This is a genomic window from Streptomyces yokosukanensis, assembly GCF_001514035.1.
In the GTDB taxonomy this organism is placed as follows: Bacteria; Actinomycetota; Actinomycetes; order Streptomycetales; family Streptomycetaceae; genus Streptomyces; species Streptomyces yokosukanensis.
In genome coordinates this window covers 123,124-147,754 of sequence record NZ_KQ948206.1, presented here as the reverse complement: position 1 = coordinate 147,754, position 24,631 = coordinate 123,124, and the positions used below count along the sequence as shown (strand labels likewise).

The following is a 24,631-nucleotide window of genomic DNA, read 5'->3' as shown; positions in this document are numbered from 1 at the left end:
GTGAGGTGCCGAGCGGTGGCCGCCCGGGAGGTGTGGGAGGTGATTTGTCGACCGACTCACATACCGTTGTCGACTTGTCCCCAGGTCGAGAAGCGGACCTGTGGATAACTTCTGTGGATAACGATGATATGCAGGTACGACTGGCTAGAACCGGCCGTCCTCGCAACGCGTCACCCAGTCCGCCGCCGCCATGAACTCCTCGTCCGATGTCCCCGGCGGCGTCGGCCTGGCCTCCGCCGGCGTGATGTCCGCACGGGGATAGGAGCCGAGGAAACGCACCTGCAGACAGATCCGCTTCAGCCCCATCAGCGCCTCCGCCATCCGCCGGTCGGAGACATGGCCCTCGGCGTCGATGCAGAAGCAGTAGTTGCCGATACCGGCGCCGGTCGGCCGGGACTGCAGCAGCATCAGGTTGATGCCGCGCGTGGCGAACTCGCCGAGCAGGTCGCGCAGCGCGCCCGGGTGGTCGTCGCGCTGCCACAGCACCACCGAGGTCTTGTCGGCGCCGGTCGGCGCGGCGGGCCGGGCCGGGCGGCCCACCAGCACGAACCGGGTCTGTGCGTTCTCCGCGTCGTGGATCCCGGTCTCCAGGGCCTGGAGGCCGTACCGGGCGGCGGCGAACTCGCCGGCGAAGGCGGCGTCGTAGCGGCCCTCCTGGACCAGGCGGGCGGCGTCCGCGTTGGAGGCGGCCGACTCCCAGACCGCGTCCGGAAGGTGCTTGCGCAGCCAGTTGCGCACCTGCGGCTGAGCCGCCGGGTGCGCGGAGACGGTCTTGATGTCCGTGAGCTTCGTGCCGGGCCGGACCAGCAGCGCGAAGGTGATCGACAGCAGCACCTCGCGGTAGATGGTCAGCGGTTCGCCCGCGACCAGCTCGTCCAGGGTGGTGGTGATGCCGCCCTCGACGGAGTTCTCGATCGGCACGAACGCGGCCTCGGCCTCGCCGGCCCGCACCGCGTCCAGCGCGGACTGCACCGACACATACGGGACGAGTTCGCGGGTGGCGGCTTCCGGGAGGGTCCGCAGGGCCACTTCGGTGAAGGTGCCCTCGGGGCCGAGATACGCATAGCTCGCTGGCATGTCCCTCACCCTAATGGCCGCGCTCAACTCCGGCTCCGCTGTCTCACGGCAACCACTCGACCGAGTGGTTTGGCCCCGGAAAGCCCAGCAAGCGCCGTAAACCCCGTACCTTCGTCGCACCCGTGTCCCTGCCGAACGGGGGACTACCCCTCCAGCAGCCGCTGCCCCACGTACTCCCCCTTCGCCGCCCCGCCCGGCACCGCGAACAGTCCGCTCGCCTCGTGCCGGATGAACTGCGAGAGCGCATCCCCCCGGTCGAGCTTGCGCTGCACCGGTACGAAGCCGCGCAGCGGGTCCGCCTGCCAGCAGACGAAGAGCAGACCGGCGTCGGGTGTGCCGTCCGCGTCGAAGCCGTCGTGGTAGGAGAAGGGGCGCCGCAGCATGGCCGCGCCGCTGTTCTTGTCGGGCCGGGTGATCCGGGCGTGCGCGTTGAGCGGGACGATGTACTCGCCCTTGGCGTCGGCCTTCTCCAGGTCCATCGGGGTCGTCTCGTCGCCCCCGGACAGCGGCGCCCCGTTGGACTTCCGCCGCCCGATGACCGCCTCCTGGGCCGCCGTCGACAGCTTCTCCCAGTCGTCCAGGAGCATCCGGATACGGCGTACGACGGCGTAGGAGCCGTTCGCCATCCAGGCGGGATCGCCCGAGGCGGGCACGAAGATCCGCCGGTCGAAGTCGGATTCGGAGGGCTTGGGATTGCGGGTGCCGTCCAGCTGACCCATGAGGTTGCGGGCGGTCATGGGATGGGCGGTGGCGCCCGGGGTGCGGTTGAAGCCGTTCATCTGCCAGCGCAGGCGCGCCGCGCCACCCGCGTCCTTCTGGATCGCGCGCAGGGCGTGGAAGGCGACCAGGGCGTCGTTCGCGCCGATCTGCACCCATAGATCGCCGTCGCTGCGTGCCTTGTCGAGGCGGTCGGAGGAGAAGTCCGGCAGCGGGTCCAGCGCGCTCGGCCGCTGCTTCTCCAGACCGGTCCTGTCGAAGAAGCCGTGCCCGAAGCCGAAGGTGATCGTCAGGGAGGAGGGTCCGGCGTCGCGGGCCACATCGGTGTCGTCGTGCGGAGCCGCCTCGCCCGCCATCAACCGCTCGGCCGTCGTCGACCAGCGGCGCAGCAGGGCCGCGGCCTCCTTGCGGCCCGCGCCCGCCGTCAGGTCGAAGGCGGCGAGATGGCCGCGTGCCTGGAGCCCCTCGGTGATGCCGGGCTGATGTTTCCCGTGAAACATCCCCCGGTCGGAGCCCACCGAGGTCAGAGGGGTGGCCTGGGCGGGCGCCGCGGCGTACCCCACGGCTCCGCCGGACGCGCCGAGCACGAGCCCGGTGGCGCCCGCGGTGCCCAGCAGGGCACGCCGGGAGACGCCGTGGCCGCCGGTGGAATCGGGTGCCTGCGCGACCTCGGCGGAGGTGCGGGCCTGAGGGACGGACTGGTCGGGCATGGGTCGTTCAGCCGATCTGCGCGTTCTTGGAGACGGTCGCCTGGTCGATGTCGGAGGTCCGCACGGTGACGGCGATCTTCCAGTCGCCGGCCATGGGGATCTGCACGCCGCTCGCCGACCAGTGGCCGGTCGTGATGTGGTCGGGGGTCACGGGAAGCGGGCCGATCTTCTTCGTCTCGAGGGTGAAGGAGACCTTCACCTCGGGGATGTCGAAGGCCCGGCCGTTGGGTCGCTGGACGTAGACATGCATCTCGTTGGCGCCCACGCGCGCGGGGTCGAGGTCGATGCTGACGACGCCCTTGCCGTCGGTGCCGCCGGTGTCGAAGGGCATGTCCAGGGTCAGCGCGCCGTTCGAGGGCGCCGCGGCCGAGCCGGTGGAGGACGTGGCGGCCTTGGCCTCCAGCTCGGTGCGGCCGGGCTCGGTCTGGGTCAGCCAGGTGGTGACGGCCAGCAGCACGACCGCGACGCCCGCCTCGGCGAGCACCGAGCGGCGCAGCCCGAAGCGGTTCGTGTCACCGTCGCGCAGCCGCTTCTGCCGGGCGGCGTCCATGGCCGCCCGCTGGCGGGCGAGCTGCTCGGCGCGCCGGGGGTCTCCGCTGGTCCTGCCCTTGGCGGACTGCTTGGCCGCACCGGAGCCGACCCGTTCCTTCTCGGGCGTCTCGGCGGTGACGGCGCAGCTGTCGACGAGTCGGCCCGTCCAGCGCCGGGATGTCGAGGCGATGGCGATCAGCAGCGCCACCAGTCCGATCTTGACCAGCAGCAGCTGTCCGTACCGGGTGTCGGTGAACGCCGACCAGGAGCCCAGCTGACGCCAGGACTGGTAGGTGCCGGTCACGACGAGCGCGACGACACTGCCGAAGGCCAGGCGGGAGAAACGCCGGACCGCGACGGCCTCCAACGGCGTCTCGGCGGGCGCCCGGTAGAGGGCGACGAGCAGGGCGGTGAGCCCGCCCAGCCACGCGGCGACGGCGAGCAGATGCACGACGTCGACGGGCATGGCGATGCCCGGCTGGAGCCCGACCGAGGCATGCTCGGCCATGGCCCAGCTGGTGGCGAGTCCGGCCGCGACGACGACACCGCCGATCGCGAGCCCGAACGTCAGATCGCGCTTCTCCTCGTCCTCTTCCCGTTTGGTGTACGCGCCGAAGAGGACGGCGATGAACAGCGCGGCGGCGGCGAGCAGCAGCAGCCGGGAGATCAGGGCCGCACCGGTCTTGGTCTGCAGCACCTGGCCGAGCAGTCCGAGGTCGAAGACGTCGGCGAACTTCCCGGAGGTGGTGTAGGAGCCGCGCAGGAGCAGCAGCCACAGGGTGGCTCCGGTGAGCGTGAGCCAGCCGCCGACGACCAGCCGCTGCAAGGCCCGTACCCCCGCGCCGCGCTGCCAGCAGGCGAGCACGAAGGCGGCGCCGCCCGCGAGCACGATGAAGCCGGCGTACGACGCGTACCGCCCGAACGCGTAGAGCGCGCCGACGAGCCCGCCGCCCGCGACCGGCCCGGTACCGGAGACCACGGTCTGCGAGGGCGCCCCGATGGAGAAGGTGTAGGCACCGGAGACGGGGTGGCTGTCGGCCGAGACGACCTGGTAGGTGACCGTGTAGGTGCCCTTGCCCAGGCTGCCCTTGAGGCGCACGGCGTACGTCGTGCCGCTCACGTCGGCGGGCTTGCCGCTCTGCACCGGCTTGCCCCGCGGGTCGAGGACGCGCAGGGAGTCGTCGTTCATCGCCACCTTCTCGGAGAAGGTGAGCGACACCTGGCTGGGTGCCTGCTTGACCACCACCCCCTGCGCGGGGTCGCTGCCGGTCAGCGCCGCATGCGCGGAGGCCGGCCCGGCACCCGCGAGCAGAGCGCCGGTGACGGCGAGGAACAGCAGCACCAGGATGCGCAGGCCGCGCCTGTGTCCCTCGGGGGTGGTGGTCCGTGTCATGGTGGTCCTTCCCTCCGTCAGTGGCCGGTCGACGGGTTGTACGTGGCGGACTTCACCGGCATCTCGACGGTGAGGGGCCCGGACTTGGCGAAGGTGAGCTTCACGGTGACCGTCTGGCCCTGCTTCGGCTTGCGCTTCAGCTTCTCGAACATCAGATGGTTGCCACCGCTTTTGAACACGAGTTGACCGTGGGCGGGTATGGCGAAGGAGGTCTCCTCCTGCATCGAGCCGCCCATGGTGCTGTGCATGGTGACCTGGCCGGCGGCCTCACTGCTCACCGAGGTCAGCTGGTCCTTGGCGCCGCCCTTGTTGGTGATCGTCAAAAAGCCGGCGGCCATGTCGGCGGAGACCGGCTGCGGTATGTACGGCCCGCTCACCGACAGCTCGGCCTTCGCGGAGCCCGAGCCCGAGCCGGACTTCGACCCGGAGTCCGAGCAGCCCGCGAGGGCCAGCGCACCGGTGAGCGCGGCGGCCGTGGTCAGGACGGCGGAACGGCGCCTCACGGGTTCGCCCCCTTCATGAGCTTGGGCAGGTCCTTGGTGTAGTCGTCGACCGTGGCGTCCTCGCCGTAGAGGACGTAACCGCTGTCGGTCTTCGGGGAGAAGGCGATGACCTGGGTGCCGTGGACGGAGACGAGCTTGCCGTCCTTGTCCTTCTTCGTCGGCTCCACGGAGATGCCGACCGAGCGGGCGCCGGCCTGGATGGTGGCGAAGTCCCCGGTCAGGCCGATGAACTGCGGGTCGATGCCCTTGAGCCACTTGCCCAGCCCGGCCGGGGTGTCGCGGCCGGGGTCGGTGGTGACGAACACGACCCTGAGGTCGTTCTGCTCGGCCTTGGGCAGCGCCTTCTTGGCGACGGCGATGTTGCTCATCGTCGTCGGGCAGATGTCGGGGCAGTGGGTGTAGCCGAAGTAGACCAGGGTCGGATGGCCCTTCGTCTCCTTGCGGAGGTCGTACTTCTTGCCGTGGGTGTCGGTGAGGACGAGGTCCGGCTTCTCGAAGGGCTGGTCGAGGACGGTGGCGGCCTTGCCCGAGTCGGACTCCTCCGAGACCACGGAGACCGGCGACTTGTCGTCGGTCCCGCTGCCGCAGGCGGACAGGGTCAGGGTGGCGGCGGCGAGCAGCGTGGCCGCGGCGAACGTCTTCTTGCGCATAGAAAAATGTCCCAGATGTGAGTACTCCGGCGCGCACCGGGGTCGTACGACAGCCACGACAGCGTGGCACGGCCCCCGTGCGCGGTGCGGAACGGTGGGGCTCAGGCGGTCCGGCGGCGGCCCGCGAGGACGCCGTAGGCGACACCGGCGACGCCGACGACGATGCCGACCACGCCGAGGACGCGCGCGGTGGTGTCGGTGTCGTGGGAGCCGGAGTCCGTGGTGGCGGCCGCGTTCTCGGTCTTGTCGGCGGCGTCCTTGCCGTTCGCCGTGCCGTGGTGGCCGTCGGCCGCGGCGGACAGCTGCAGGACCGGTGCCGGGTTCTGCGGCTCGTCCTGGCCGGCCTGCTGCACCTCGATCCAGCGCACGAGCTCGTTGTCGGAGTACGTCTGGAGGGCCTTGAACACCAGCTGGTCGGTGTTCTCGGGCAGGGCGCCGACGGAGAGCGGGAACTTCTGGAAGTAGCCGGGCTGGATGCCCTTGCCGTCGGCGGCGGTCCAGGTGACCTTGGTGACGGCCTCGTCGATCTTCTCGCCGTGCATGCTCAGCGGCTTGTCCAGCTTGGACTTGGTGACCTTCGCGGTCCAGCCGGGGACGGGCTCGGGCATGACCGAGGCGAGCGGGTGGTCGGCCGGGAAGTTGACCTCGACCTTGGTGGTCGAGGCCTTGTCGCGCTCGTTGGGGACCTTGAAGTCGACGACCGCGTACCCGCCCTTGGCCGCGGTGCCCTCCGGCTGCACGGTGACGTGCGCGAAGGCGGGGACGGACAGTGCGAGGACGGCCGTGCCCGCGACGGCGGTGGCGGCGGCGAGGCGCGAGGCGATACGAGAAGCCTGCATGGCAGGAGCTCCACTCTTGGTGAGTTCCGGTGACGAAGAGAGGTGCGCGTGCGCGTGGCCGTGCCGCTCGGCGCCGGGCCGGGCGTGCGGGAGGTGCGCACACGTGCGTGCCGCGCGACGGCGGCTGCCTCTCCCGTGGGTCTCCACGTGGAGTGGTGCGCGCGTCGCGTCAGGCGGCGAGGAGGAAGCGGTCGGCGGGCGGGCCGCGCCGGATCACCGTGTGCTGGAGCGCGGTGGTGTGCGGGGCGGACGGCTCGTCCCGCGCGGTACGACGGCCGAGCGGGCCGGGTCCGGCGGTGGGCAGCAGCCCGGCGCACAGGGCGCACACCAGCGCGAGCGCCGCGCGCAGGGACCGTACGAGCGCTCCCTCCGCGACTCCGTGCGCCGACAGCTCGATCAGCCGGAGCAGGGCCAGGTCGCCGCGGCGCAGCAGCCAGCCGGCGGCGACGGCCGCGAGGACGTGGCCGAGCAGCATCGGCAGCGAGGGCAGCAGCGCGGCGGCGGCGCCGGTGGCGCCGTACGCGTGCCGCATGCCACCCGTGCCGGTCAGGGGCCGGCCCGTGCCGTCGATGAGATGTGCGGCGAGCAGGACGTGGAAGGCGCGGCCGGGGGTCAGGGCGCCGGGGCTCGCCCCGCACAGGAACCGGGCGGCCTGCTCGACCAGCGCGGTGTCGCTGAGCGAGGAGCCGAACGAGCCCGCAGAGCCGGTGGAGTTCATCGACCCCGTCGACCCCATCGCCATCGGACCGGAAGCCATGGCCACCCCGTGCTGGCCCAGCCCGAACAGCGCGTGCAGCGCGGTCTGGCCGAACGCGAGGAGCGCGGCGATGCCCGGCAGCGAGCGGGTCCGCCCGGCGAGCGGCACCACGAGCAGCAGGCAGCCGAGGAATCCCGCGCCCAGTGTCCACAGCGGCACGCTCGCGCAGGAGGCGAGGGCGTGCCCGCACGCGGCCAGCGCGACGCAGACCGCGGAGAACACCGCGGCCCGCAGGATCCGGAGCCCGGCTCCGGGGCGCGCCGTGCGCGGGTGGGGGGCAGTCATGGCGGGCCCATCATCGCACTGGACTTATCGCTCTCCTACGGCAGGGCCGCGTCGCGGGATCGCCCCTCATACACCGATTCCTCCCGCGGCGCATCGGCTGTATGGGCGGAGTCACGTCAACGGTGTGCTTACGGCCACGTATGGGCGGCAATACGTAACGGTATGTCGAGCCGCGGCCAGGAGGCTGGAGCATGAGCATCTGGTGGTCACTCCATCTGCGGCGCGAGGCTGCGAGCGTGCCGCTCGCCCGGCGGCTGCTGATCGGCACCATGGAGACGGCGGGCGTCGACCCCGAGATCTCCTACGACCTGTCCGTCGCCCTGAGCGAGGCCTGCGCGAACGCCGTCGAGCACGGCGGGCGCGCCCCGCACGGCGGATCCTCGGGGGCGTACCGGGTGACGGCGTATCTCGACGGCGAGAAGTGCCGTATCGAAGTGGCCGATTCCGGACCGGGACTGCCGCGTCCCCCGGAGATCCGCCCCGCCCGCCCCGACGCCGAGCACGGCCGCGGTCTCTGTCTCATCCGGGAACTCGCCGATCACGTCCAGATCGGCGCCAAGCCCGGCCGGGGCGGCACCGTCGTCAGCTTCGACAAGATCCTCAAGTGGCGCGAGGACGTGCCGCTGCTGGTCGTGTAACCGCCTCGGGCGTCCAACCCTTTCAGGCGTCCAGCACCTTCCCCAGCACCTCCAGGGCCTGCGGGTACGCCCGCTCGCGGGGTGTGCCGTAGCCGACGACCAGGCCCTGCGGACGGCCGGGGCCGGGGGTGTGCCAGTGGTCGCCGAGGGCGCCGAGGGCGAGGCCCTGCGCCTCCGCGCGGGCCAGAACCTCGGCCTCGTCGGGCACGTCGATCAGCGCGTGCAGTCCCGCCGCGACCCCGTGCACGCTCCGGCTCGCCCCCAGCTGGTCCAGCAGCTGGTCCCGGCGGCGCCGGTAGCGCAGCCGGCACGCCCGCACATGCCGGTCGTAGGCGTGGCTGTCGATCAGCTCGGCGAGCGCCAGCTGGCCGATGGTCTCGGTGTGGTGGTCGCTGTGCAGCTTGGCGTCGGCGACGGCGTCGACCAGCTGCGGCGGCAGCACCATCCAGCCGAGCCGCAGCGCCGGGCCGAGCGTCTTGGAGGCGGTGCCGAGGTACACCACCTGGCCGGGTGCCATGCCCTGCAGCGCGCCGACCGGCTGGCGGTCGTAGCGGAACTCCCCGTCGTAGTCGTCCTCGACGATCAGTCCGCCACGCGCGCGTGCCCAGTCGCCGAGCGCCCGGCGCCGCTCCGGGTGCAGGGTCACCCCGGTCGGGTACTGGTGCGCCGGGGTGACCACCACGGCGGCCGCCTCGCCCAGCCGCTCGGGGCGCACCCCGCGCGCGTCGACCGCCACCGGCAGGACCGTTCCGCCGTTGCGCCGTACGACCTCCCGGTGGAACGGCAGCCCGGGGTCCTCCATGGCGACGGCGGCGCCGTCCAGCACGCGCGTGAGGAGCGCGAGACCCTGGACGTACCCGGAGGTGATGACGATCCGCTCCGGCGGCGCGAGCACCCCGCGGGCCCGGCCCAGATAGCCGGAGAGCGCGGTGCGCAGCTCGATCCGGCCGCGCGGGTCGCCGTAGTCGTACGCCAGGGAGGGTGCCGTCGCGATGGCCCGGCGCAGCGCGCGCAGCCAGGCGGCCGCCGGGAACGCGCCGACGTCGGGGCTGCCGGGGCGCAGATCGAAGAGCGGGGCACGCGTGTGTGCGTGTGCCTGCGGCGCCTCGGTGTCCAGGGAAGGGGGCAGCGTGGCGACTCGGGTGCCCGAGCCCTGCCGTGCGGTCAGATAGCCCTCCGCCACCAGCTGGTCGTACGCCGCCTTCGCCGTGCCCCGTGAGACGCCGAGGTCGGCCGCGAGGCGCCGGGTGGCCGGCAGCCGGGTGCCGGGCGCGAGCCGGCCGTCGCGCACGGCGTCCCGCAGGGCCCGCTCGAGCCCCGTGCGGCGGCCGTCCGCGGAGTCCGGCTCCAGATGCAGATCGACACCGACACCGGACCAGAAGTCGTTCACGAGAACCTTCCCCCCAGGCACGCGAATGGCCGGGCACCTCCCCGGTACCCGGCCATTGAAACGCAGATCAGCCCTTGAGAGAGGCCATCCACGCCTCGACCTCGTCGGAGCGGCGCGGCAGGCCGGCCGAAAGGTTCCTGTTGCCGTCTTCGGTGACCAGGATGTCGTCCTCGATGCGGACGCCGATGCCCCGGTACTCCTGCGGCACGGTCAGGTCGTCGGCCTGGAAGTACAGCCCCGGCTCGACCGTCAGCACCATCCCCGGCTCCAGGACACCCTCGACGTACGTCTCGGTCCGCGCGGCGGCGCAGTCGTGGACGTCCAGGCCGAGCATGTGGCCGGTGCCGTGCAGGGTCCAGCGGCGCTGTAGGCCCAGCTCCAGGACCCGCTCGACCGGGCCCTCGACCAGGCCCCACTCGACGAGCTTCTCGGTGAGCACGTGCTGGGCGGCGTCGTGGAAGTCGCGGTACTTGGCGCCCGGCTTCACGGCCGCGATACCGGCCTCCTGGGCCTCGTACACGGCGTCGTAGATCTTCTTCTGGATCTCGCTGTACGTGCCGTTGATCGGCAGCGTGCGCGTGACGTCGGCGGTGTAGAGGCTGTGGGTCTCCACGCCGGCGTCGAGCAGCAGCAGGTCGCCGGAGCGGACCGGGCCGTCGTTGCGCACCCAGTGCAGGGTGCAGGCGTGCGGGCCGGCCGCGCAGATGGAGCCGTAGCCGATGTCGTTGCCCTCCACGCGCGCGCGGAGGAAGAACGTGCCCTCGATGTAGCGCTCGCTCGTGGCCTCGGCCTTGTCGAGGACCTTGACCACGTCCTCGAAGCCGCGGACCGTCGAGTCGACGGCCTTCTGCAGCTCGCCGATCTCGAAGTCGTCCTTGACCAGCCGGGCCTCGGAGAGGAAGACGCGCAGCTCCTCGTCGCGCTCGGCGGTGACCTTGTCGGTGAGGGCCGTCTCGATGCCGGCGTCGTAGCCGCGCACCACGCGGACCGGGCCGGTGGCCTCCTTCAGCTTCTCCGTCAGCTCGCGCACGTCGGCGGCCGGGATGCCGTACAGCGCCTCGGACTCGGCGAGGGAGTGGCGGCGGCCGACCCACAGCTCGCCCTGGCCGGAGAGCCAGAACTCGCCGTTCTCGCGGTCGGAGCGGGGCAGGAGGTAGATCGTCGCCTGGTGGCCGTCCCCCTCGGGCTCCAGGACCAGGACGCCGTCCTCGGTCTGGTTGCCGGTGAGGTACGCGTACTCGACGGAGGCGCGGAAGGCGTACTCGGTGTCGTTCGAGCGGGTCTTCAGGTTGCCCGCGGGGACGACGAGACGCTCGCCCGGGAAGCGGGCGGAGAGCGCGGCACGGCGGCGCGCGGTCTCGGCGGCCTGCGGGATCGGCTGCAGGTCACGCAGCTCCGTGTCGGCCCAGCCGGACTTCATGCTCTCGGCCAGCTCGTCGGAGACGCCCGGGTACAGGCCGTTCTTCCGCTGCTTTATGGGCTCCTCGGACTCGGTCTGGGGGCCCTCCGCGGTAGCGGTGTCGGGCACGACCGGGTTGAGCTCGTCGGACACGTGATCCTCCTCGATACGCCTGGTGATCTCCCCCGGGGCCCACGGCGCTCCTGCTTGTGGCCGAGCGGGGACCTCCATCATCGTACGGTCGTACCAGGAGTGGGTGGGGGCCGGATGCCCTGTTATGCCCGGTCATCACAGGTGCGCTCAGTCGAAGCGGGCCGCCAGCAGCACCACGTCCTCCTGGCTGTCCCCCTTGTCCCGGCCGTCCGGCAGGACGGTGCGCAGGACGTGGTCGGCGATGGCGCCGGGGTCGTGGCGCAGCGCGCGCGGGACGCCCGCCGCGGCCGCGTGCAGGCGGGCGAAGGCCCGGTCCATCGGATCGCCGGTACGGTGCAGCAGCCCGTCGGTGTAGAGCAGGACCGTCTCGCCCGCCTCGGCCTGGATCTCCACGCTGGGCGCCTCCCAGCAGGCGAGCATGCCGAGCGGGGCGGAGACGGAGGTCTCGGCGAACTCGGTGCGCCGCGCGCCGGTCAGCAGCGGCGGGCTGTGCCCGGCGCCGGCCAGAGTGACCTTGCGCAGGGCGGGCTCGCAGTAGGCGAACAGCGCGGTGGCCGAGCGGGCGGGCTCGGTCAGTCGCAGCAGCAGCTCCAGATCGGACAGGACGGCGACCGGGTCCTCGCCCTCCATCACGGCGTACGCCCGCAGGGAGGCGCGCAGCCGGCCCATCGCGGCCACGGCGCTCGGCCCCGAGCCGGTGACCGAGCCGACGGACAGGCCGAGCGCGGCGTCCGGCAGCGGGAGCGCGTCGTACCAGTCGCCGCCGCCGCGCGGGCCGGTGCGGTGCCGGGCGGCGAGCTGGACGCCGGGCACGCGGGGCAGCCGGGTGGGCAGCAGCTCCTCGGTGATGGTCGCCACGCGCGCGCGGGTGCGTTCCACTTCCAGCAGTCGGGCGAGGTGCTCGGTGGCGTGCCGGACGTAGAGGCCGACGAGGTGGCGCTGCCGCTCGTGCGGCTCGGCCGGTTCGTCGTAGAGCCAGACGGCGGCGCCGAGGCGCCCGGCGGAGTCGGAGGCGAGGGGCAGGGCGTAGCTGGCGGCGTAGCCGAGACGGGCGGCCACCTCGCGGTGGCGCGGGTCGAGCCCGTCCTCGGCGAGCAGATCGGGGTGGACGATCTCGGTGGCCGTGCGGGTGTCGTAGGGCAGCGCGCCGCGCGGCACGGTCTCGATGTGGCCGAGATCGGCGCGGCCGAGGCCGAGGCCGAGGGTGGTACGGGGGCCGAGTCCGTCGCCGGGTTCCAGGGCGACGAGGCCGCGGCGGGCCCCGACGAGGGCCGCTCCGGCGCGCAGCAGCTCGTGCAGGGCCGGTTCCAGCGCGTTCGTGCGGGACAGGCGCTCGGTGAGTTCGTGGAGGGTCGTGAGGTCCGAGACCCAGCCGGCCAGCCGGTCCTGGAGGAGGGTGCCGGGCGCGGGGGCCTGCGGGGCGGGGACGGAAGGGGCGTCCGGGGAGTCGGTGGCGCCTGCGGCGGGAGAAGTGGGCGCGACAGTGTGTGCGGGCGTCGGAACCGTGGGATCGATTCCGGCCACTTTCGGAGGGTGAGGGGCGTTCATGGCGTCCGGCCTTCAGACCGGTGCGTATTGCTGAAAAGCATCGCAAACCCCCATGTCATTCTGCGCCGCTAGCAGTGTCTCCACATGTACACGCACTCGTGAGGGGATGTCCAGCATTGTCCTGCGAGGATTCCTGGTGTCCGTGAGGCGGACGAGGGATTCCTTCGAACCCCTTGCCTTACTGCCAAGTTGGCTTAAAACTGCCTCGGGTATCGGTTCATTGCGGTCGACTGGCCTTGCTCCACGGAGCGTCACAGCGGTCGTGATGGGTACGTACTCGGAGAAGGCCAGGGGTGGTTGGGGGCCACCCGGAACCTGGCGACGGACCCGGGCGTCATAGCCACCGACGGCCGAGCCCCATCCTCCCTGGCGGAGGCGGAGAGAAACACGCGCGACGGCAAAACGCCACACTTCGCCACCCCCGCGCCGCAACCGTGCTTTTGGCAGACGCACCGGGGACGCGGACGCGGCCCATGCTCGACCCTTTGGGGTTCCCTCTGCCGTGCGCAGGGGCGTGATGCGCCATCAGGTACGCACAGTGAAGTGATCGACACATGGTGTGATGTGGTCCACGGTGTTGCCAGCGGTGCAACGGAAAGGAACGAGCGCTCATGCGCGAGATCCTCGGAAGGCGACGCAGGCTCCTGTCCAGGCGGAACGACGGAAGGCCTGAGTTGATCGGCGCGGCCCTGACCTTCGCCTCCGAATGGCAGTGGCCCGTACTCCCGGGCGTGGCCCCGGATCCGCAGGGCCGGGCCCGCTGCGCCTGCCCCGACCCGGAGTGCACGGTGCCCGGTGCCCACCCCTTCGACCCCGGCCTGCTCGCGGCCACGACCGACGCGCGCATGGTGCGCTGGTGGTGGGCCAACCGGCCGAGCGCGCCGATCGTCCTGGCCACCGGAGGCAAGGCGCCCTGCGCGGTCAGCCTGCCGGCGCTCGCCGCCTCGCGTGCTCTCGCCCTGCTCGACCGGCGCGGTATGCGCCTCGGCCCGGTGATCGCCTCACCGAACCGCTGGTCGCTGCTGGTCAAGCCGTACTCGATGGAGCAGCTGGGGGAACTGCTCTACGCCAAGGACTTCGTCCCCGGCTCCCTGCGCTTCCACGGCGAGGGCGGCTATCTCGCCCTGCCCCCCTCCGAGACCGGCCAGGGTGCCGTCCGCTGGGAGCGGGCTCCGCTGCCCGGCTCGGCCGCCCCCTGGGTGCCCGACGTCGAGGCCGTGGTGGACGCGGTGGTCGACGCCCTCACTCGTACGGGTGTGAGCGCGCCCGAGTTGTAAGGGTGTCCGGCGCGGGCGCGGCGGGTGAGCCCCGCGGGCTCGTTATCTTCCGCACATGCTGCGAATTTCTGGGGGTCAGGGCCGTCGGTCTTCGGGGGAACGGGACAGTCGGTACACGGGGCGGCACGGCCGCCGATCGCCGCGGCGCGCCGCGCCGCAGGCGGGTGCGCGCGGACGGGATCACCGCACGCTGTGGCTGCTCGTGCTCCTCGCCGTCATGGCGGCCGCGGTCGTACTGCCGCTGGCGGTGGCGTCCGCGGGGCAGGTGGGCGAGGCGGCCCGGCATGCGGTGGTCGGCGAGTCGCGGGACGGCGCACGGACGCCGGGGCGCAAGGGCGGCGCGGGGAGTGGCGCGGACTCCGGGCATGAGCACGGCACCGGGTCCCACTCCCGCCGGGGCGGCGCCGGGACGCGGGAGGAGGCGGCCGGCTCCGAGGACGCCGCCGGGTCTGCGGACGCGAAGATCCCCGCGGCCGACGAGGCGCCCCGGCTGCTCGGGCTCGGCCTCGCCACCGCCGCGCGCTGCGGCCCCCAGCTGACCTCTCCCGACGGCCTGGAGGCACAGACCTGTGTGCTGACCCAGGGCACGGACACCTGGGCCCGCACCTACTACCGCAACGTCACCGGCGAGCCGCTGGACTCCATGCTGAGCCTGATGGGTCCGGGCGGCCGCAGTGTGCAGATGCACTGCGTCACGGGCACCGACGACGAGCCCGCCACCTGCGAGACGCCCCGTGAGCACACCAAGGGCGGACCGGACGCCTACACGGCCGTCGACGAGTTCGCCACGCGCGGGACCGACGGCACGCTGCTGCTGCGCTCGGGCAGCGACGCGGCGCACGCCGCCGGCAACGGCAAGGCCAAGGGCGGCAGTTGACGCTCCGCTACGGGCTGTGACCGTAAGCGGGCATGGAAAGGCCCGGTTGCTGGCGACGGGGGATGCACCAGCAACCGGGCTACTGGAACGGTAACAAGAGATCGGCGGTTCGCAAATTCCGCCCGGGGCATTCGGCCACCGATTTCCCTGTCATCAGGGGGAGTTGTGACAGGAGTCACCCGTTCCGCGGGCGCGGTCCCGACTCACCGACCGTTCAGTCGTGGCGCGCGCCCGCGACGGCGTCAGTTGAGCGTGACCTGTCGGTTGGTCAGTCCGCCGCGCGCCCGGCGCTCCTCCGGCGTGAGCGGCTCGGTGGTGGCGAGGGCGGCGGCGAGGCGCTCGGCGAACTCGGCGGCCGGCTTCTCCACGTCGTCCGCCGTGACCCCGCTCGGCAGGTCCCAGACCGGCACGGTGAGGGCGTGAGCACGGAAGGAGCCCACGAGCCGGGTGCCCTCGCCCAGGTTGGAACGGCCCGCCGCGTGCAGCCGCGCGAGAGCGTCCAGAAGCTGCTCCTCGGGATGCTGCATCACCCAGCGCAGGTGGTTCTTCTCCGGGGTCTCGCACCAGTACGCGGCGTCCACACCGGTCAGCTTCGCCGTCGGGATGGCGGCGGCGTTGGCCCGCTCCAGGGACGCGGTCACCTCCGGCGTGGCGTTCTCCGCGTCCGGCACCCAGAACTCGAAGCCGCTCTGCACGACCGGCTCGAAGGGCGCCGTGAGGTCCAGCACGTCCTGCAGCCGCGGACCGTCGGCGGGGGCGCGGCGGCCCTTCACCGGGGTGCCGGGCTCGGCCTGCAGCGCGCGCAGGAGGGTGTCGGCGAGGTCGCGGCTGAGGTCGCCGGAGGCCGTGTCGTTCTGCAGGCCGATCAGGACCGAGCCGTCGTCGCGGCGCAGCGCCGGCCAGGCCATCGGCAGCACTGTGGCGAGCGTGACCGAGGGAACGCCCTCGGGCAGGCCGTCCTTGAGGGTCAGCTCGACGGTCGCGGCCGGCACCAGCTCGCGCAGCGCGACCCAGTCGCCCTCGCCGGGCAGCCCCTCGAACGGGCGGTGCACCAGCTCGGTCATCGCGTGTGCCGCGGCGCGGCCGTGGCACGCCTTGTAGCGCCGGCCGCTGCCGCAGGGGCAGGGCTCACGGGCGCCGACCACCGGGATCTCCCCGTCGATCGGCGTCGGCCGCTCGGACTTCGTCTGGGGTCGCTTCTTGGCCATGGTGGGTGTCTCCCGGTTACGGCGCTTCTGGTACGGGCGGGAGCCTAGCCGTTCAGGCCGTGACCGGCGGGAACCTGTGGACAACGCACGTCGGCTCGGCGCCAGAGGTGTGAACCTGTGGACGGTCTCGGGGGCGTCCCGCGGTTCGTTCCCGGGCCGTGTCGAGGCCTCTCCGGGCCTCTTTGGGCCTCCCGGGACCCCAGCGGGTCGCTGCCCCGGGGACTCGTCGGCGTCCGTCGGTCCAGACCCTCGGTCGTGTCCGCCGGCTCCGGCTCTCGGGCGTGTCCCCCGGTCGTGTCCGTCGGCTCCGGCTGCGGCCGCACGGTCGTGGCCGCAGCCGTGGCCGTTCAGCCCAGGTCGTCGAACGCGTCCGCGAAGTCCAGGCCCGCCATGTCCGCGAGCGCGGGGGCGGTGACGCGCGTAGCGAAGCCGTCCCGGCGGTAGCCGGCATCGGGATCGTGGACGTCCTCGTGGACCACCACCCAGACCGTCACCTCGCCGCGGACGTCGTCCCGGACGCCCCAGTCGTCGGCGAGGGCCGTGATGATGTTGAGCCCCCGGCCGCCGTGCGCCGTCACCGAAGGGGTGGCCGGCGCCGGGCGGGTCGGGCCGCCGCCGTCCGTCACCTCGACGGTGAGCCGTCCCCGTGGGTCGACCCGCCACGTCGCGCGTACGTCGCCGTCACCGGCGAGCGCGTCACCGAGGGGGCGCCCGTGTTTGCAGGCATTGCTCAACAGTTCGGAAAGGATCAGTACGGCATCGTCGATGACCGATTCGGACACGCCGCCGCTGCGCAGCTGCGAACGCATCCGGTGCCTCGCCTTCCCCACGCCCGCAGGGCCATGAGGTACGGCCATGCTCGACGACGTGGGCACCTCCTGTGCCACCACCAACGCCACCCCCGAGACCTCCTTTGCCCCACGCCACGGTGTGGATGCCCCATTGGCCTGTACCGGAAACCGGCCAGTCCTGTTCCGGTGACGCATTCGCAACGGCCTTGCACGGAGCGAACGCGCCGGAGCACTCCCTGTGACGAAGGCCCTTCCTCAGGTCGTCATATGGCTGGATTTCATCGGTGTGGCTGAGACTGGAGGATTCAGCAGCCGCACAGCCGGGTCAAGGGGTGCGCATGGCTCCTTACCGCCCTCTTGAGGTCACAGGCGCCCCAGCTGTCGCAGGACCGCGCGCGGACGGTTGGTGATGATGGCGTCGATGCCCAGGTCCACACAGAGGTCGACGTCCTCGGGCTCGTTCACGGTCCAGACGTGGACCTGGTGACCGGCGCGTTTCAGCCGTGCCACATAGGCGGGGTGATTGCGCACGATACGGATCGAGGGCCCCGCGATCCGTACGCCCGCGGGCAGCCGCCCGTCGCGCAGTCGCGGCGTGAGGAACTGCACCAGATAGACCGTCGGCAAGGTCGGCGCGGTGACACGCACGCGGTGCAGTGAACGCGCCGAGAAGCTCATGATCCGGACCTGGGACTCGGCGGCGGAGGCCGGCGCGTCCAGTCCGAACCGCTTCAGCAGGGCCAGCAGCCGCTCCTCGACCTGGCCGGCCCAGCGTGTGGGGTGCTTGGTCTCGATGGCCAGCTCCACCCGCCGCCCGGCGTCCGCGACCAGTTCCAGCAGCCGCTCCAGGGTGAGTACGGAGGTGTCCGCCGGGTCCTCCGGACGGGTCACCCAGTCGGGCTCCTCGTCCCGTGCGCGCCAGGACTCGCGCGTCTTCCAGGAGCCGAAGTCGAGGGCGGCGAGGTCGGCCAGTTCCAGGGCGGAGACGGCGCCGCGGCCGTTGGAGGTACGGTTCACCCGGCGGTCGTGGACGCAGACCAGATGGCCGTCGGCGGTCAGTCGTACGTCGCACTCGAGGGCGTCGGCGCCGTCCTCGACGGCCTTCTTGTAGGCGGCCAGAGTGTGTTCGGGCGCGTCTTCGGAGGCGCCTCGGTGGGCGACGACCTGGATGGAGCGCTGTGGTGCGTGGGTCACCGCGTCATGGTGCCACCGACGTGGGGTACGCGCGGCGGCGCGTATGCGTCCGGGCGGCGAACGACGACATCCACCTTGCTCGTTTATATAACTTTTGCCTGAAACTTCCCTTATAAGGAAAGGTCGCGGACCCACAGCCACCGCTTATGGTGCTCTGACGGCCTGTGGGAAAAGCTGACTGCATACATACAACGGGAACAGCCGTGGATCGAGGAGAAGAGCTGTGAGCACCGAGAACGAGGGCAACGAGGTACCCCCGGCCCCGTCCGCACCTCCCGTGCCGGTGGCCTCTCCCACCTCCCCGCAGGGTTCCGCACCCGAGGGGAACGCGCCGACGGCTCCCCTTCCACCGGTACCCCAGGACGCTCCGCCCGCCTCCGCCCCGCACCCGTCCGGCCCCGCGCCCGACGGCTCCTGGCCGCCTCCGCCGCCGGCCACCGCGCCCTACGGCGAGGGCCCGGTCCACGGCGGTGCCGTTGGCTTCGGCGGCGCGGCCGGTGCCGGCGGCTGGGGGGCGTCGTACCAGCAGCCCGCCCCCAAGCAGCGCAGCGGGCGCGGCGGGCTCGTCGCCGCGGTCCTGGTGGCCGCGCTGGTCGCGGGCGGCCTGGGCGGCGGCCTCGGGTACACCCTGGCCAAGGACAACGACAACAACGGCTCCACCACCGTCTCCGCCTCCGACGGCAGCGCCGCGCAGGTCAAGCGCGCGCCGGGCACGATCGCCAACGTCGCCGCCAAGGCGCTGCCCAGCACGGTCACCATAGAGGCGGAGAGCAACAACGGAGAGGGTGGCACGGGCACCGGCTTCGTCTTCGACACCCAGGGCCACATCGTCACCAACAACCACGTGGTGGCCGACGCGGTCGACGGCGGCAAGCTCACGGCCACGTTCCCCGACGGCAGGAAGTACGACGCCGAGATCGTCGGCCACGCGCAGGGTTACGACGTCGCCGTCATCAAGCTCAAGAACGCCCCGTCGGACCTCAAGCCGCTCGCCCTCGGCGACTCCGACAAGGTGGCCGTCGGCGACGAGACGATCGCCATCGGCGCGCCCTTCGGTCTGTCCAACACGGTGACGACCGGCATCATCAGCGCCAAGAACCGCCCGGTGGCCTCCAGCGACGGCAGCTCCAGCAGCAAGGCGTCGTACATGAGCGCCCTGCAGACCGACGCGTCGATCAACCCGGGCAACTCCGGCGGCCCGCTGCTGGACGCCGCCGGCGCGGTCATCGGCATCAACTCGGCGATCCAGTCGAGCAGCAGCGGCGGTTTCGGCGGCTCCGGCCAGTCCGGCTCGATCGGCCTGGGCTTCGCCATCCCGATCAACCAGGCCAAGTACGTCGCCCAGCAGCTGATCAAGACCGGCAAGCCGGTGTACGCCAAGATCGGGGCCTCGGTCTCGCTGGAGGAGTCCACCAACGGCGCGAAGATCACCGACCAGGGCGCGGCCGGGGCCGCCGCGGTCGAGTCGGGCGGCCCGGCCGACAAGGCGGGCCTCAAGCCCGGCGATGTGATCACCAAGCTGGACGACATGGTGATCGACAGCGGCCCGACCCTGATCGGCGAAATCTGGACCCACAAGCCCGGCGACAAGGTCACGATCACCTACAAGCGCAGCGGCCAGGAGCGCACGGTCGACCTGACCCTGGGCTCCCGGATGGGCGACGGCTGACACCTGCGGCGGACGGCACGCACGCGTGAGGGCGCCTCTCGGCAGAGGGGCGCCCCTGCCGTATCCGTGCCGGAGCACCTCGGTGACGGCGGCCCGCGCGAGCGGCCACGCGCCCTCCCCGGGCCCGGGTGTGGACCACACCGCCCGCCGGGCGTTCGATCCCGGTACGCTGTACCCGCTCCGTCCCAGGCGGACGGCGGCCAGGTGGGTTGCCCGAGCGGCCTAAGGGAACGGTCTTGAAAACCGTCGTGGCGCGAGTCACCGTGGGTTCAAATCCCACACCCACCGCACAGGTTGAAGGCCTCTGACCAGCAACACAGGTCAGAGGCCTTCGCCGTGTGCGATTCCGGGCGACGGCAAGCGCCGGGACGCCCGGTGCGCCAGTGCAGTTCGACGGCATCGTGACCAGAACAGCACGGACGGGCAGGCGGCATGCTGAGGATTGAGGAGTTGGAGGCCGTGCTTCCGGCGATGACACGGTGGCATGCCCGGGGACTTCCCCAGCGACTTCCCGCAGGTGCTGGGCGGCTCCGTCCCGGTGCCGGCGGATCCCCCGCCGGAGGCATCGTCTTGACCGCGGGCCGCTCGTAGCCGTCCGGTCCGGCCTGCCCGCGCAGTGGCCATCGCTCGTGATCGGCGAAAGGCCTTGAAATCCGTCGTGGCGCGAGTCACCGTGGGTTCACGTCCCACACCCACCGCGGCAGCTCGACTCCAGTGCCGGTCGGAAGGGGTGTCTCCCGCCCCAGGGCACCCTTTGTGCGCGCGGATGCGACGCGCGCCGAGATCGAGTGCCGAGATCGAGCGCCGAGTTCGAGAAGCCGATCGCACCTTTCGGGAGCGGCGAACGTGAAGGCCCTGCCCAGCATCGACCCGGCGTTGCCGAGTGATCCGACTCCCGAGCGAGTCTGGTACACGTCGTACGGCTCCAACATGCATCTGGACCGAATCGCCTGCTACATCCGGGGAGGCCGGCCGCCGGCGGCGGCGAGGAGCTATCCGGGATGCCGGAACCGTGCCATGCCCGCGAGGTCGATCCCCGTGGAACTGACGGGCGCGATGTACTTCGCCACCGAGTCGCCCGTATGGGGCGGAGGCAGGGCCTTCTACGATCCCCGTGCCGAGGGGCGCGTCATGGCGCGGGCGCATCTGGTGACGGCGGAACAGTTCTCCGACATCGCCGTCCAGGAGATGTACAGGGACCCCGGGAAGCTGCTGGACCTGGAGGAAGTGCTCTCCAGCGGTCGCGCCGTCCTGGGCGAGGGCCGCTACGAGACGCTCGTGTGCGCCGGTCAGCTCGACGGCCTGCCGGTCGTGACCTTCACGGCCCCGTGGGCGATGGACGACGTCCCGTGGGTGGCCCCGTCCCGCGCGTACGTGCGCTTCCTCGCCACGGGTCTGCTGTCGGCCGGCGCCTGGGACGCGGATGCGGTCGCCGCGTACGTGGCCGCGTGCCCCGGTGCGGCCGGTCACTGGTCGGCGCGGGACGTCCTCGATCTGACGACGGGCATGTGACGGCTCCGCTCGCCCCAAAAATCGAACACATGCTTGAATTCGGTCATGCGACGGATTCCCGACGACCTCCCGCGCCGGGGCGGTGCGCGCGATGTCCCTGCTGCCGCCTGATCCGCGCCGGCTGCGGGCGATCCTCGCGTACCTGGACGAGCAGCTCGCGGCGAACGAGACGGTCGCCGTCTACCTGCGCCTGCAGCGGGACGCGATCCTCGCCGCGCTCGTCCGGGCCGAGCGTCCGCCGCAGCACCGCCCGCGGCACAAGGCCAAGGGCGGCGGCCCGCTGCCCGCCTTCAACCCGCCCGCTGCGATGCCGGGTTACGTCGTCCAGCAGAAGCGGACACCGTCCGGGCCGGAGCCCGCCCTCGTCCATCTGGCCGACTGCACCATGATCGGTGGCGCTGTGCATCGCATCAGGGCCGACGAGGCGCGGGCCGCGCTCACCGACCCGAACATCGAGCCGTGCGAGTTCTGCCGGCCGGACACCGAGCTGGGCATGGACCTGACGTGAGTACGGGTGTGGTCAGGGCTGGTGCCCCGTCATGCGTGCCGCCGAGGCGATCGTCGCCCGGGCCTCGCGTTCCGACAGGCCGGTGTTGAGGGCAGCCTCGGTCAGGGGGTCGACCAGAGCGGGGCCGATGCCGTTCTCGTAGGCGCGGCAGGCCGCCCAGAACAGACGGGTGTTGCGCTGCCCCTCGTGTGCGGAGAGGACGAACTGGACGAGGCCGCGGCCGTGGTCGCCGGGAGCGGGCGAGGCCGGGATCGGGGCCGGGTGCGGGGGCCGGGGTGGTGGCACGAGCAGGCGCAGCAGGGAGGGCGGGCAGGGTGCGGGGGTCAGGTGCGTGGTGCCCGGGGCGGTCGTGTACACGCCGTGCTCGGTGCGGGAGCCCGGGCCCACGAGATAGCCGCCGGCGCCCCGGATGTCGATCCCGGGGGCGAGACGGCCGGCGGAGTTCGGTACGACGATGTCCGGCGGGCCGGTGAGCCACAGATGGCGCCCGCCGCTCGGTGTGCGGACGACGACCGTCTCCGGAATCGTGAACAGATGGCGCAGGGCCAGTTCGCGCAGCGCGGTCGAGGAGTCGGTGCCGGACTTGGTGTCCAGGTCGACGCCGATCAGGTGGTACGGCGGCAGTCCGCACGCGATGCCGTAGCCGGTGGCCCAGGGGGCGGCGGCGAACAGCTCGCGGATGCGCGGCGGGTCGGTCGAGGCGTCGTACACGCCGTGGCCGAAGCGGCCGCACTCGCCGTGGCAGCGCGGTCCGGCCGGGTCGGGTTCGTCGCGGTGGGGGGAGCGCAGGGCCGGAAGCTTCGTCCGGCACAGGGGGATGACGGCCAGGCCGCGTTCGGCGGCTGACAGCGCGTGTGCGAGGGCCAGCGTCGTGGCCTGCCGGTCGGTGGTGGCCATGGCTCCATGTTCGTACGCATGTTCGAAAAAGGGAAGAGGGGTCGGTGGTGACGCGCCGAGGGCGGGGAAAACGGCCGGATGTACGGTGAAACGATTCGTCCGTTGTGTCGCTTGAGGAGTGAAAGCGGCCTCTGGACCGTCCTGAGGTAGTGGACGGCAAAAGGTGGCGATAAAGGTTTATCGACTTGTCATCACGCTTGCGTGCGAATCGGGTCTTCCAGGGTGGTTCGCCGGGGATTCGGTGGGCAACTCTGATCTCGCGACGTCGCCACGACAGTCAGAGCGGTCGGCCAACTGCCCTGACGCAAGCCGTACTTCACGTACTTCCGGCCCTAGGGCCGCCGAGTTCTTGGTTCTGGAGGAACAACATGGCAAGCATCCGTACCGCCCGCGTTCTCGCCGCCGTCGCCGCGCTTCCGCTCGCAGCCGCCCTCTTCAGTGGTGTTGCGACCGCCGACAACGGCTCTCTCGCGGACAACGGATCGAGCGCCAACACCGGTGTGGCGGGCATCATCGGCAGCGGAGTCGGCCACGACAACTTCGGCAACTCGTCCACCACGCAGCAGAACGCGGTCGGCAACGGCGCCTCGAACCAGAGCAACACCGCTCAGGTCAACGACTCCGCGTTCGCACCCATCCAGCAGGGCAACGAGAACGTGGCCATCCACTTCACCCACCTGTGGTGACCCTGGGACGAGGTCCCTCCCGGTGAGGGCCCTCGTGGGGAGTGCTTCGGGGTCGTAACGCGTCTGCGCGGCGGTGCTTCGGTGCCGCCGCGCACACGTTTGTGCCGCGGTTGTGCTCCCTGGCGCGGAGCGCGGGCGCGGTGACCCACCTTGACACCCACCGGTATCTGACGGACAGTCAGAAACCGTCCCCGTCAGGTACGCGAGGCCGGGAGGGCCCCCGCCGTGCACCTCGCCCCCACACAGCGGCAGCAGCGTCTGCGCGCCGAACTCCGCGCCTACTTCAAGGACGTGCTGCCCGATCCACACGAACCCGCCGACGCCCGTGCCCTGTTGCGCCGCATCGGCGCCGACGGCTGGCTCGGGATCGGCTGGCCGGTCGAGTACGGCGGCCGGGGCCGGGGCGCGGACGAGCAGTTCGTGTTCTTCGACGAGGCGCACCGGGCCGGCGCCCCGGTCTCCATGGTCACGCTCAACACCGTGGGCCCCACGCTCATGAAGTACGGCAGCGAACCGCAGAAGGCCTACTTCCTGCCCCGCATCCTCAGCGGCGAGGCCGTCTTCGCGATCGGCTACACCGAGCCCGCCGCCGGCACCGACCTGGCCTCGCTGCGTACCCGGGCCGTGCGCGAGGGCGACGGCTGGCGGATCGACGGGCAGAAGGTCTTCACCTCGGGCGCCCAGCACGCCGACTGGATCTGGCTCGCCTGCCGCACCGATCCCGAGGCGCCCCGGCACCGGGGCATCTCCATCCTCCTCGTCCCGACCGACGCGCCGGGGTTCTCCTGGACACCGATCGAGACGGTGGGCGGGCAGACGACGACGGCCACCTACTACGACGGCGTCCGCGTCCCGGCCGGGCACCTGGTCGGCGCCGAGAACGAGGGCTGGTCGCTGATCACCGGCCAGCTCAACCACGAGCGGGTCGCGCTCGCCGCCCTCGGCATGCAGGCCGAGGAGTTCCTCGCCGCCGCGCTCACCGCCGCCCGTGTCCCCGATCCGGTGACCGGGCGGCGCCGCATCGACGAGCCGTGGGTGCGCTCGCAACTGGCCGAGGCCCATGCCCGGCTGGCCGCGACACGCCTGCTCAACTGGCGTCTCGTCGCGGACGTGGGGGCGGGCCGGCTCGCTCCCGGCGACGCGAGCGGAGTGAAGTTCGCGGGAACCGAATCGGCGGTCGCGGTGTATCGGGCGTGCCAGCACGTGCTCGGGACGGACGGACTGGCGGGGCTGATCCGTTCGGGCTCGCCGGGTGCGTTCGAGGACGGCGAACTGGAGCGGCTGAACAGAGCGGCGCAGATCAACACGTTCGGGGGCGGGGTGAGCGAGGTGCAGCGGGAGATCGTCGCGACGATGCGGCTCGGGATGACGAGGGGGCGGCGGTGAGCGGGGAGGCCGGGAAGGGCGCGGTGCCGGGGGCCG

The 24,631-nt window shown here is 72.0% G+C and carries 22 protein-coding genes and 1 tRNA gene; 9 read left to right on the top strand and 14 right to left on the bottom strand.

What is annotated here, in order from left to right; all coding sequences use genetic code 11:
• Nucleotides 1-144 precede the first annotated feature (144 nt).
• The 7 genes from pheA to AQI95_RS00665 form a co-directional block, all read right to left on the bottom strand.
• Complete coding sequence (pheA, locus tag AQI95_RS00695) at nucleotides 145-1,077, bottom strand: prephenate dehydratase (RefSeq protein WP_067115524.1); 933 nt, start codon at nucleotides 1,075-1,077, stop codon at nucleotides 145-147.
• Between the two features lie 143 nt (nucleotides 1,078-1,220).
• Nucleotides 1,221-2,504 (bottom strand): iron uptake transporter deferrochelatase/peroxidase subunit, encoded by a 1,284-nt coding sequence (gene efeB, locus AQI95_RS00690; protein WP_067115521.1) that lies wholly within the window; start codon nucleotides 2,502-2,504, stop codon nucleotides 1,221-1,223.
• Between the two features lie 7 nt (nucleotides 2,505-2,511).
• A complete protein-coding gene (locus AQI95_RS00685; protein WP_067115518.1) occupies nucleotides 2,512-4,428 on the bottom strand; it encodes a copper resistance CopC/CopD family protein in 1,917 nt (638 codons plus the stop codon).
• A gap of 17 nt (nucleotides 4,429-4,445) precedes the next feature.
• Entirely contained in the window at nucleotides 4,446-4,931 is a 486-nt protein-coding gene (locus AQI95_RS00680; protein ID WP_067115510.1) for a copper chaperone PCu(A)C, read from the bottom strand.
• Complete coding sequence (locus AQI95_RS00675; protein ID WP_067115507.1) at nucleotides 4,928-5,581, bottom strand: SCO family protein; 654 nt, start codon at nucleotides 5,579-5,581, stop codon at nucleotides 4,928-4,930. The genes AQI95_RS00680 and AQI95_RS00675 overlap by 4 nt, the downstream gene beginning before the upstream one ends.
• Nucleotides 5,582-5,682: 101 nt before the next feature.
• Nucleotides 5,683-6,420, bottom strand: coding sequence for a YcnI family copper-binding membrane protein (locus AQI95_RS00670; protein ID WP_067115506.1), 738 nt, complete (start codon nucleotides 6,418-6,420; stop codon nucleotides 5,683-5,685).
• Between the two features lie 169 nt (nucleotides 6,421-6,589).
• Complete coding sequence (locus AQI95_RS00665; RefSeq protein ID WP_067115503.1) at nucleotides 6,590-7,462, bottom strand: hypothetical protein; 873 nt, start codon at nucleotides 7,460-7,462, stop codon at nucleotides 6,590-6,592.
• 191 nt (nucleotides 7,463-7,653) lie between these two features.
• Between AQI95_RS00665 and AQI95_RS00660 the strand changes: the two genes are divergently transcribed.
• Complete coding sequence (locus tag AQI95_RS00660; protein ID WP_067115500.1) at nucleotides 7,654-8,100, top strand: ATP-binding protein; 447 nt, start codon at nucleotides 7,654-7,656, stop codon at nucleotides 8,098-8,100.
• 22 nt (nucleotides 8,101-8,122) lie between these two features.
• On the opposite strand, the gene pdxR is transcribed toward AQI95_RS00660, so the two are convergent.
• From pdxR to AQI95_RS00645, 3 genes are all read right to left on the bottom strand, one after another.
• Nucleotides 8,123-9,490, bottom strand: a complete 1,368-nt coding sequence (gene pdxR, locus AQI95_RS00655; protein WP_067115497.1) for a MocR-like pyridoxine biosynthesis transcription factor PdxR — start codon at nucleotides 9,488-9,490, stop codon at nucleotides 8,123-8,125.
• A gap of 67 nt (nucleotides 9,491-9,557) precedes the next feature.
• Nucleotides 9,558-11,042 carry an aminopeptidase P family protein gene (locus AQI95_RS00650; protein WP_067115494.1) on the bottom strand — a complete coding sequence of 495 codons (1,485 nt, stop codon included), beginning with the start codon at nucleotides 11,040-11,042 and terminating at the stop codon, nucleotides 9,558-9,560.
• 147 nt (nucleotides 11,043-11,189) lie between these two features.
• Nucleotides 11,190-12,590, bottom strand: coding sequence for a PP2C family protein-serine/threonine phosphatase (locus tag AQI95_RS00645; RefSeq protein WP_067115491.1), 1,401 nt, complete (start codon nucleotides 12,588-12,590; stop codon nucleotides 11,190-11,192).
• A 611-nt stretch (nucleotides 12,591-13,201) separates the two neighbouring features.
• Here AQI95_RS00645 and AQI95_RS00640 point away from each other — a divergent pair.
• Together AQI95_RS00640 and AQI95_RS00635 are read left to right on the top strand one after the other, a co-directional pair.
• Nucleotides 13,202-13,867 carry a bifunctional DNA primase/polymerase gene (locus AQI95_RS00640; protein WP_067115488.1) on the top strand — a complete coding sequence of 222 codons (666 nt, stop codon included), beginning with the start codon at nucleotides 13,202-13,204 and terminating at the stop codon, nucleotides 13,865-13,867.
• Nucleotides 13,868-14,069: 202 nt separating this feature from the next.
• Nucleotides 14,070-14,744, top strand: a complete 675-nt coding sequence (locus AQI95_RS00635) for a hypothetical protein (RefSeq protein WP_244188583.1) — start codon at nucleotides 14,070-14,072, stop codon at nucleotides 14,742-14,744.
• 242 nt (nucleotides 14,745-14,986) lie between these two features.
• On the opposite strand, the gene AQI95_RS00630 is transcribed toward AQI95_RS00635, so the two are convergent.
• From AQI95_RS00630 to AQI95_RS00620, 3 genes are all read right to left on the bottom strand, one after another.
• Nucleotides 14,987-15,952, bottom strand: a complete 966-nt coding sequence (locus AQI95_RS00630; protein WP_067115485.1) for a DUF5926 family protein — start codon at nucleotides 15,950-15,952, stop codon at nucleotides 14,987-14,989.
• 347 nt (nucleotides 15,953-16,299) lie between these two features.
• The gene (locus AQI95_RS00625) at nucleotides 16,300-16,938 is read right to left on the bottom strand and encodes an ATP-binding protein (protein WP_067115482.1); all 639 of its coding nucleotides are present in this window, start codon (nucleotides 16,936-16,938) and stop codon (nucleotides 16,300-16,302) included.
• 168 nt (nucleotides 16,939-17,106) lie between these two features.
• Complete coding sequence (locus AQI95_RS00620; protein WP_067115479.1) at nucleotides 17,107-17,937, bottom strand: glycerophosphodiester phosphodiesterase; 831 nt, start codon at nucleotides 17,935-17,937, stop codon at nucleotides 17,107-17,109.
• A 223-nt stretch (nucleotides 17,938-18,160) separates the two neighbouring features.
• Here AQI95_RS00620 and AQI95_RS00615 point away from each other — a divergent pair, with 223 nt between their 5' ends.
• From AQI95_RS00615 to AQI95_RS00600, 4 genes are all read left to right on the top strand, one after another.
• Nucleotides 18,161-19,606, top strand: a complete 1,446-nt coding sequence (locus AQI95_RS00615; RefSeq protein ID WP_067115478.1) for a S1C family serine protease — start codon at nucleotides 18,161-18,163, stop codon at nucleotides 19,604-19,606.
• A gap of 203 nt (nucleotides 19,607-19,809) precedes the next feature.
• A tRNA-Ser gene (locus AQI95_RS00610) sits at nucleotides 19,810-19,894 on the top strand.
• 729 nt (nucleotides 19,895-20,623) lie between these two features.
• A complete protein-coding gene (locus tag AQI95_RS00605) occupies nucleotides 20,624-21,118 on the top strand; it encodes a histone deacetylase (protein WP_341849445.1) in 495 nt (164 codons plus the stop codon).
• A 91-nt stretch (nucleotides 21,119-21,209) separates the two neighbouring features.
• Entirely contained in the window at nucleotides 21,210-21,626 is a 417-nt protein-coding gene (locus AQI95_RS00600; protein ID WP_067115473.1) for a DUF6233 domain-containing protein, read from the top strand.
• A 12-nt stretch (nucleotides 21,627-21,638) separates the two neighbouring features.
• Here AQI95_RS00600 and AQI95_RS00595 read toward each other — a convergent pair whose 3' ends face one another.
• Complete coding sequence (locus tag AQI95_RS00595) at nucleotides 21,639-22,523, bottom strand: bifunctional DNA primase/polymerase (RefSeq protein WP_067115470.1); 885 nt, start codon at nucleotides 22,521-22,523, stop codon at nucleotides 21,639-21,641.
• Between the two features lie 368 nt (nucleotides 22,524-22,891).
• On the opposite strand from AQI95_RS00595, the gene AQI95_RS00590 reads away from it, so the two are divergent.
• Together AQI95_RS00590 and AQI95_RS00585 are read left to right on the top strand one after the other, a co-directional pair.
• Entirely contained in the window at nucleotides 22,892-23,209 is a 318-nt protein-coding gene (locus tag AQI95_RS00590; RefSeq protein WP_067115467.1) for a hypothetical protein, read from the top strand.
• Nucleotides 23,210-23,434: 225 nt separating this feature from the next.
• Entirely contained in the window at nucleotides 23,435-24,595 is a 1,161-nt protein-coding gene (locus AQI95_RS00585; protein WP_067115464.1) for an acyl-CoA dehydrogenase family protein, read from the top strand.
• The last annotated feature ends 36 nt before the right edge of the window (nucleotides 24,596-24,631 follow it).

Coding starts and splice junctions, on each gene's coding strand:
- AQI95_RS00665 (WP_067115503.1), bottom strand. CDS start 7,462: ATGACTGCCCCCCACCCGCGCACGGCGCGCCCCGGAGCCGGGCTCCGG.
- AQI95_RS00660 (WP_067115500.1), top strand. CDS start 7,654: ATGAGCATCTGGTGGTCACTCCATCTGCGGCGCGAGGCTGCGAGCGTG.
- AQI95_RS00645 (WP_067115491.1), bottom strand. CDS start 12,590: ATGAACGCCCCTCACCCTCCGAAAGTGGCCGGAATCGATCCCACGGTT.
- AQI95_RS00685 (WP_067115518.1), bottom strand. CDS start 4,428: ATGACACGGACCACCACCCCCGAGGGACACAGGCGCGGCCTGCGCATC.
- AQI95_RS00625 (WP_067115482.1), bottom strand. CDS start 16,938: ATGCGTCACCGGAACAGGACTGGCCGGTTTCCGGTACAGGCCAATGGG.
- AQI95_RS00595 (WP_067115470.1), bottom strand. CDS start 22,523: ATGGCCACCACCGACCGGCAGGCCACGACGCTGGCCCTCGCACACGCG.
- AQI95_RS00605 (WP_341849445.1), top strand. CDS start 20,624: ATGCCCGCGAGGTCGATCCCCGTGGAACTGACGGGCGCGATGTACTTC.
- AQI95_RS00600 (WP_067115473.1), top strand. CDS start 21,210: ATGTCCCTGCTGCCGCCTGATCCGCGCCGGCTGCGGGCGATCCTCGCG.
- efeB (WP_067115521.1), bottom strand. CDS start 2,504: ATGCCCGACCAGTCCGTCCCTCAGGCCCGCACCTCCGCCGAGGTCGCG.
- AQI95_RS00630 (WP_067115485.1), bottom strand. CDS start 15,952: ATGGCCAAGAAGCGACCCCAGACGAAGTCCGAGCGGCCGACGCCGATC.
- AQI95_RS00590 (WP_067115467.1), top strand. CDS start 22,892: ATGGCAAGCATCCGTACCGCCCGCGTTCTCGCCGCCGTCGCCGCGCTT.
- AQI95_RS00640 (WP_067115488.1), top strand. CDS start 13,202: ATGCGCGAGATCCTCGGAAGGCGACGCAGGCTCCTGTCCAGGCGGAAC.
- AQI95_RS00670 (WP_067115506.1), bottom strand. CDS start 6,420: ATGCAGGCTTCTCGTATCGCCTCGCGCCTCGCCGCCGCCACCGCCGTC.
- pheA (WP_067115524.1), bottom strand. CDS start 1,077: ATGCCAGCGAGCTATGCGTATCTCGGCCCCGAGGGCACCTTCACCGAA.
- AQI95_RS00675 (WP_067115507.1), bottom strand. CDS start 5,581: ATGCGCAAGAAGACGTTCGCCGCGGCCACGCTGCTCGCCGCCGCCACC.